Genomic DNA, 7,180 nt, shown 5'->3' on the forward strand with positions numbered 1-7,180 from the left:
TTATATACCTCCAAAAAAATATTGTTTTATAATAAATAATATTTTTATTCATTTTTCATTACTAATAATTATCAACAATAAAAATATTCTACTATAAAAACAACATAATACAACAATACAAAAATTAACTTTATACAAAAATATAATAACTAATTTTTATATTATTTACTATAAATAACTTTGCCGTATTTATTTATATCGTTTATTAATTCCTTATTAGTAATATTATTATAATCAACAACATCAAATTTTAAAAGAGTTGGTATATTTTCAAACTCCTCTTTTAATCTCTCGCAAAATAAAAAATCAAATTTTCCAACAATAGCTAAATCTATATCAGAATTATATTTTTCTTTATCTACTGCTCTCGAACCAAACAATATAACTTTTTCTATGTTTTGATGCTTAGTGCAAATATTTTGAATTTCTTTTAATATTTTCTCATCAAACATTAAGAGTTTATCCTCTCCAAAAAGAAATTATATAATTCATTTAATACTTTTAAATAATCATTTTCTATTCTTTTAAAAATTTCTTCAAACTTAACAAAATCATAAGTATGAGAAAGTAAATTACGGCTTAACATCATATCTATAAATATATTTTCATTTCTAATAATTTTTGCTGAGTATGCTTCTTTAAAAATGTTTCTTGGTGATATATCTACATTGTTTAAACTTCCACTATATTCCAAATAATCTTTCAAAGTTTTCCAAGCTAATTCATAAGTATATTCAAATCTCTGAACAACACCTTCTTTTTCTAATAATGATAATTCTTCTATTTTTCTATCTTCAAAAACATTTTTTAGCAAATTAAAAGCTTTTTCAAAATGATTAAATCTCTGTTTCCAGCGAATATTTTCTGACATAATATTTATTTCCAATAATTTTTAATTGAATTATATAATTTAGATAATATTTATCAAGTTTTAATTTTTTTATTATATTATTTTTATCAACTTTTCCAGCAGCTCGCACCCACAGGTACTTCCTTCGGTCGCCCTGAAGGACTCCTTTCAGTCGCGGTGCGGACTTCATCAAAGTTGCAAGAGCACTAATTTATATTTTTAGCATTAAATTAAAAATATATAGTATTACAGTGAAAAAATAAATAAAAAGCATAAAGTATGATATTAATCAGTACACTTTATGCTTTGCTATTATTTAATATTTTTATAACACGTTCGCAGCGAGCTCGGCTAGTTTTGAACGCTCTCCTTTCTCAAGCGTTACAGTTCCGCTTAAAACTTCTCCTTTGGTTCTATCTATCAAATAAGTAAGTCCGTTGTTTCTTTCGTCCAAATAAGGAGTATCTATCTGGTGAATGTCGCCTGTGAAAACTATTTTTGTTCCTTCGCCTGCTCTTGTTATAATAGTTTTTATTTCATGAGGAGTGAGGTTTTGTGCTTCATCTACTATAAAATATATTCTATTTAAACTTCTTCCTCTAATATATGCTAAAGGAGAAATAACTATCTTTTCATTTTCAAGCATTTTTTTGATGTTTTTACTTTCATCACTGTCATCAGAATGTATATGCTGTATTACTGAAAGGTTGTCAAATAAAGGCTGCATATAAGGGTCTAATTTACTATTAACATCTCCTGGTAAAAAACCTAAATCTTTATTAGAAAGTGCAACTATTGGACGAGCTAAAAGTATTTGCCTATATTCTCTTCTCTTTTCTAAAGCAGCAGCAAGAGCTAAAAGTGTTTTACCAGTACCTGCTTTACCCATTATTGTAACTAAAGGTATATCATTATCAAGCAAAACATCTAAAGCCATAGCCTGCTCTTCGTTTCTTGGTTTTATTCCATAAGCATTAATATCACTGTCAACATAAACTATAGTATTAGTATCATCTTTATATTTACCTATTACCGCATCATCTTCTTCATTTACTCTGTAGCAAAAATATGTATTAGGATAAATTGAATGCTCTTCTTTAACTCCTATTTCTTTATTCTCTTGAAGCTCTTTTATATAAACACGTGCATTGTCCCCAGATATACTTTCTATACCTGTAAATAATGAAGATAATTTATCTATTTTATCAGTGTTATAATCTTGAGTATCTATACCTAAACTTCTTGCCTTCATTCTCATGTTAATATCTTTTGTAATGAGAACTACTCTATGATTTTCAGATTTCAAATTATAAGCACAAGAGAGTATTTTGTGGTCGGGTATGTTTCCTGCAAATATCTTTTTAAAATCTTCTTTCTCTTCGTTATTAACATCAACAAATACCTTACTCTTATTATCAAGCAAAGCACCTTTTTTAAATATGTCTTTCACACCTTCAGTTTTTTCATTCTTTTCAACTATAGCATCAAGCTCTCTTATAAACTCTCTAGCATTAAAATTAATTGTATCGCTTCCTTTTTTGAACTTATCAACCTCTTCCAAAACCGTAATAGGTATAACAATATTAGTTTCTTCAAAAGAGAATATTGATTTAAAATCATGCAGTATAACATTTGTATCAAAAACGAATACTTTTTTATTAGGTATAAAATTTTCTATCATCGCAAATCCTTATTTTTAAGATAATTTATTATATTTGAATATAATAAACGCTATATAATAAGTATTATACAAAAGAGATAAAAAAGCAAATTCATTTAAGTTAAATGAATATTAAAGTTTAATATCACTACTATACCTTTTAGGCATAAAAAGATATAACACATAAATATTTGATATAATACATTTTCTTTGTAAAATACAAATTAGTTAATAAAAATAAGGAATAACAAATGAATATCGAAGAGTTTATAAAATACTGCAAAGATGGCAACCCTGTATCAAGTATCGATAAAGAGCTTTCACCGTTTTTGCATGAATGTGCACAAAATGCAATAAAAACAACTATGGAAATTAATAATAGTTATCACACTCCAGACGAAGTTAGAAAATTATTTGAAAAGCTAACAGGAGAAAATATAGATGAAAGCTTTACATGCTTCCCGCCATTTTACAGCGACTTTGGAAGAAACACAAAAATTGGAAAGAATGTATTTTTTAACTGCGGATGCTCATTTCAAGACAGAGGCGGAATAACTATAGGAGACAATGTATTTCTTGGAATGAATGTTACTATATCAACTTTAAATCATGGTTTTGATTTAGAACATAGAAGCACAACATATCCGTCAAAAGTTGTGATAGGAAATAATGTTTGGATAGGCTCTGGGGCTAATATACTCGGAGGCGTAACCATAGGTGATAACTCAATAATAGCTGCTGGTGCTTTGGTTAATAAAGATGTGCCTTCTAATGTGATAGTTGGCGGAGTGCCTGCTAAAATTATAAAAAATTTATAATAAATAAAATTTAATTAATGATAAGGAGAGTTAAATGAAAAAAATAATATTATCAATATGTTTACTTCTAACTTTTTTAGTGTCTTGTAATCAATCACAAAATAACCAATCTAAAGGAGGAGATGATATGGATACAAGAGTTTTTAAAATTTATACAAATATAGAAATGAAAAAAGTAAGATTTAAAAATCGTTATGGTATAGAAATAGCAGGAGATTTATATTTGCCAGAAAATTATACCAATCAAAAAAATCCTGCTATAGTTGTATCTGGACCATTTGGAGCAGTTAAAGAACAAGCTTCAGGATTATATGCTCAAGAGATGGCTACTTATGGTTTTGTTGCCTTAGCATTCGACCCATCTTTTACAGGTGAGAGCGGTGGCGATGTAAGAAACACTGCTTCTCCTGATATATTTACTGAAGATTATAGTGCAGCTGTAGATTATTTGGGTTTACTTGATTATGTAGACAGAAACCGCATTGGTGCAATAGGTATTTGCGGACTTTCTGGTATGGCTATCACTGCTGCTGGAACTGACACTAGAATAAAAGCAGTTGCCACTCTTTCAATGTATGATATGTCAAGAGATATGAGCAGAGGTCATCAAGACTATTATACTACTGAACAAAGAAGAATAATAAGAGAATATTTAAGCGAACAGCGTTGGAAAGATGCAGAAAATAAAACTTATGCATTAGGAAATCATGAACCTACTTTTGATGCTAATGATAATATACAAGCTTCTGCAATGGTTGTACCAGAAGAGCTTCCTGAAAATGCTGACCCTGTATTTGCTGCTTTCTACAACTATTATGCTAAAAGGGCTTACCATCCTCGTGCTATAAACTTTGTTACTTCTTGGACTGCAACAATGCCTGTATCTTTTTGGAATTTCCCTTTAATGGCTAATATTAAAGATGTTTCTCCTACTCCTATACTTTTGGTAGCAGGTGACAGAGCTCATTCAAGATACTACTCTGAAGATGTTTATAAAGAAGCATTAGAACCAAAAGAATTAGTAATAGTAGAAGATGCTGACCATGTTGATTTATATGACAATATGGAGAAAATTCCTTTTGAAAAATTATCACAGTTCTTTACTGAAAATCTAAAATAATTAATAGACCTTTATAACTAATTTTCTCTTTAATCCAAGTGTTATTTTATAATGCTTGGATTTTTTATTTGTAATTATGAGCAAATAACGCACGGTAAACAGACTTTAATTTATAATAAATATTAGATTATTAATTAATATATTTTTTATAATTTTACTCACCGTGCGGTGTTATGATTTTAAACCTAAATAAAACTTGGGCGGGCGTTATATTTTCAGTGTTAACTATAAAGAACTAAAAAATAAAATTAACTATTCAAACAATAAAGCATAAAGGGCGGGCAAGCGTAAATAAAGTTAAAAACTTTTATTTTCTCTCCCCACCCTATAGGTTTTATAATTTAATTTTGCATTAAAAACTTATTTTATATTTTTTGTTTAATTAGAATTTATTAGTACCCACCCAAGCTCTTTTTAAATTTGTTATATTATACACCGCACGTTTTAACAGTTTTAATTTTAGGACTATATAAAAAATAGAAATGCACTTATATTTTGTAATTTTTTTACCGTGCATTATAAATTAAATTTTAAATTTATTTGTAAGCCTATCCAAAAATATTTTTGACGCCCTTGAAAACTCCTGATTCTTCTTCCATACAATATTAATGCCAGATTCTAATTTTGGCTTTAAAGGTATAAAACATATATTTTTATGATACATATTGTCTATTAACTTATCCAAACATAAAGCATAACCCATACCTTCACTAACCATAATTAAAGCATTATAAATTAGGTTATATGTTGCTGTTATATTAAGATTATCAAAAGTGTCAGAAAACCACCTTGAAAAATCATTATCCTCTATTTCAGTTTCTATTACTTGCCTCGAAATTATTAATGGAATATTTAATAAATCTTTTTTTGTTATATTCTTTTTATTTGAAAGAGGAGAATCTTTTCTCATAGCTAATCCCCAAGTATCTTTTAGAGGAATTTTTAAATAATCATATTTAGATAAATCAGCAGGGTCAATTAATAATCCAAAATCAAGTAAACCCTTATCAAGCTTTTCTGTAATGTCTTGAAAATTACCACTATAAATATTATATCTTATATGCGGATAATCATTTTGCACATCTTTCATAACCGAAGCAACCAAACTCATAGCCCAAGTCTCCCCCGCACCAATAAATATATCACCCGCTATCACCTTATCAGTAAAATTAAACTCTGCTCTGGTTTTATCTACCATGTTTATTATTTCTTCTGCTCTCTTTTTTAATAAAATGCCTTCAGGAGTGAGAATTATATTGTTATGCTTTCTTTCAAAAAGTTTATGACCAATATCCCTTTCAAGCATGTTTATCTGTCTGGATAGATTAGGCTGAGTAAGATTAAGATATTTTGCCGCTTTAGTGATGTTGCCCTCTCTTATAGTTGTTAAAAAATATTTTAATACCCTAATTTCCATAATTTAAAACCTTAAGAAATATTTTTTTATGATAGATTATTAATTATATAAGTTTTTATAAAATAATTATATATTTAATTTTCAATAATTAAGAATAATAAAAAATAAGATTAATTTGATTTGCTTTGTAAATAATTATATATCTCTTCAAAACCTTCAAACTCTGCTATGTCTATTGGTTTTAATGAAAGATTGTCTTTAATGTTAATGTCTGCCCCCAATTCTACAAGTGCTGCAACAGCTTCATATTTTCCATATTGTGCTGCTAAATGCAAAGCTGTTCTTCCGTCATTGTCTTTCTCGTTAATATTATCAATTTGTTTTGCAATGTCTTTTATAATATCAGTGTCCCCATAAAACACTGCATACATCAAAATGTTTCTTCCGTTACTGTCTTTTAATGTATAATCAATTTTTTTTCTGTTATCTAATATTAGTTTTTTTATTTCGTTTTTGTTTGAATTATTATCAGATAAAGCATGCATCAAAACTGTAAGACCTTCATTATCTTTTTTGTTTATATCAAAAGAAGAATTTTTCAAATTATAAAACATAAATAGCAAATAACATAACACAGCTATTAAAATTATAGTACCTATATAATAATATGTTTTTTTATTCTGTTTAACTTTCTTTTTGTTTTTTGTTTTTTTCATTATATTATCCAAATATTATAAAGAAAATATGTCTTTTATTATATAAACAAAATCCTGCTTTGGGAATTTTTGAATTGTTATAACATCTTCTACTTTTTCTGCATAATACAATTTATTTTCTGAAGGTATATAAGAAATAGAAAATATTTGTGCATTAGAATTAAGAAGTTTTTCTTTAGTGTAGCCTTCTTTGGATATATTAATTATTCTATCAGAAACATTATCTCCAAAGAAAATAAATACCGCATGATTATAGAGCTTTGCTTTTAATATTTTTTGTTTCTCATTTTCTGTTTTAAATAACTTTTGATTATCATCTATATATAAATCTAATATTTCATTTAATTCATTTTTTACAGTTGTAAGCACTGCCTCTGTATCTTTATCTATATCCAAAAGCAAAAAATAGTAAGCATGTATAGTTATAGATTTTTTATTTTTTACAACATCTATATTAATAAAAACCCTAGAAGAGTTTATAGAATACATACTATATCCAAAATATTTAAGTCTTTCTATGATATGCTCTTTTGTAACATTTGTATTTATGTTATGTTCTAATATTGAATTGTATCTAATAAAGTTTAAATATCTTTTGTTGATGTTTGATATATTTAAATAAGCAAAAATTATTGTTATTATTTCTAATACTATTAAAG

General features: G+C 27.0%; 8 protein-coding genes. 2 read left to right on the top strand and 6 right to left on the bottom strand.

The genetic code is table 11. From position 1 onward, the window contains the following. Nucleotides 1–161: 161 nt before the first annotated feature. The 3 genes from E6A48_RS00640 to E6A48_RS00650 form a co-directional block, all read right to left on the bottom strand. The gene (locus E6A48_RS00640) at nt 162–452 is read right to left on the bottom strand and encodes a nucleotidyltransferase domain-containing protein (RefSeq protein ID WP_219708105.1); all 291 of its coding nucleotides are present in this window, start codon (nt 450–452) and stop codon (nt 162–164) included. After that, on the bottom strand, nt 452–871 hold the full coding sequence (locus E6A48_RS00645; protein WP_219708106.1) for a nucleotidyltransferase substrate binding protein: 420 nt from the start codon (nt 869–871) through the stop codon (nt 452–454). The genes E6A48_RS00640 and E6A48_RS00645 overlap by 1 nt, the downstream gene beginning before the upstream one ends. 304 nt (nt 872–1,175) lie before the next feature. Continuing rightward, nucleotides 1,176–2,531, bottom strand: coding sequence for a PhoH family protein (locus tag E6A48_RS00650; protein ID WP_219708107.1), 1,356 nt, complete (start codon nt 2,529–2,531; stop codon nt 1,176–1,178). 230 nt (nt 2,532–2,761) lie between these two features. On the opposite strand from E6A48_RS00650, the gene E6A48_RS00655 reads away from it, so the two are divergent. Then, complete coding sequence (locus E6A48_RS00655) at nt 2,762–3,328, top strand: DapH/DapD/GlmU-related protein (RefSeq protein WP_219708108.1); 567 nt, start codon at nt 2,762–2,764, stop codon at nt 3,326–3,328. A 34-nt stretch (nt 3,329–3,362) separates the two neighbouring features. Next, nucleotides 3,363–4,448, top strand: coding sequence for an alpha/beta hydrolase (locus tag E6A48_RS00660; RefSeq protein ID WP_219708109.1), 1,086 nt, complete (start codon nt 3,363–3,365; stop codon nt 4,446–4,448). Between the two features lie 523 nt (nt 4,449–4,971). On the opposite strand, the gene E6A48_RS00665 is transcribed toward E6A48_RS00660, so the two are convergent. The 3 genes from E6A48_RS00665 to E6A48_RS00675 all read right to left on the bottom strand — a co-directional run. Further along, nucleotides 4,972–5,865, bottom strand: coding sequence for a LysR family transcriptional regulator (locus E6A48_RS00665; RefSeq protein ID WP_219708110.1), 894 nt, complete (start codon nt 5,863–5,865; stop codon nt 4,972–4,974). A 110-nt stretch (nt 5,866–5,975) separates the two neighbouring features. Beyond that, nucleotides 5,976–6,521 carry an ankyrin repeat domain-containing protein gene (locus tag E6A48_RS00670; protein WP_219708111.1) on the bottom strand — a complete coding sequence of 182 codons (546 nt, stop codon included), beginning with the start codon at nt 6,519–6,521 and terminating at the stop codon, nt 5,976–5,978. A gap of 15 nt (nt 6,522–6,536) precedes the next feature. Beyond that, on the bottom strand, nt 6,537–7,180 hold a 644-nt coding region (locus E6A48_RS00675; protein WP_219708112.1), incomplete at its 5' end, for a hypothetical protein.

The sequence above is a fragment of the Brachyspira pilosicoli genome (assembly GCF_019402445.1).
GTDB classification, from domain to species: domain Bacteria; phylum Spirochaetota; class Brachyspiria; order Brachyspirales; family Brachyspiraceae; genus Brachyspira; species Brachyspira pilosicoli_B.

Coding starts and splice junctions, on each gene's coding strand:
- E6A48_RS00655 (WP_219708108.1), top strand. CDS start 2,762: ATGAATATCGAAGAGTTTATAAAATACTGCAAAGATGGCAACCCTGTA.
- E6A48_RS00665 (WP_219708110.1), bottom strand. CDS start 5,865: ATGGAAATTAGGGTATTAAAATATTTTTTAACAACTATAAGAGAGGGC.
- E6A48_RS00660 (WP_219708109.1), top strand. CDS start 3,363: ATGAAAAAAATAATATTATCAATATGTTTACTTCTAACTTTTTTAGTG.
- E6A48_RS00645 (WP_219708106.1), bottom strand. CDS start 871: ATGTCAGAAAATATTCGCTGGAAACAGAGATTTAATCATTTTGAAAAA.
- E6A48_RS00650 (WP_219708107.1), bottom strand. CDS start 2,531: ATGATAGAAAATTTTATACCTAATAAAAAAGTATTCGTTTTTGATACA.
- E6A48_RS00670 (WP_219708111.1), bottom strand. CDS start 6,521: ATGAAAAAAACAAAAAACAAAAAGAAAGTTAAACAGAATAAAAAAACA.
- E6A48_RS00640 (WP_219708105.1), bottom strand. CDS start 452: ATGTTTGATGAGAAAATATTAAAAGAAATTCAAAATATTTGCACTAAG.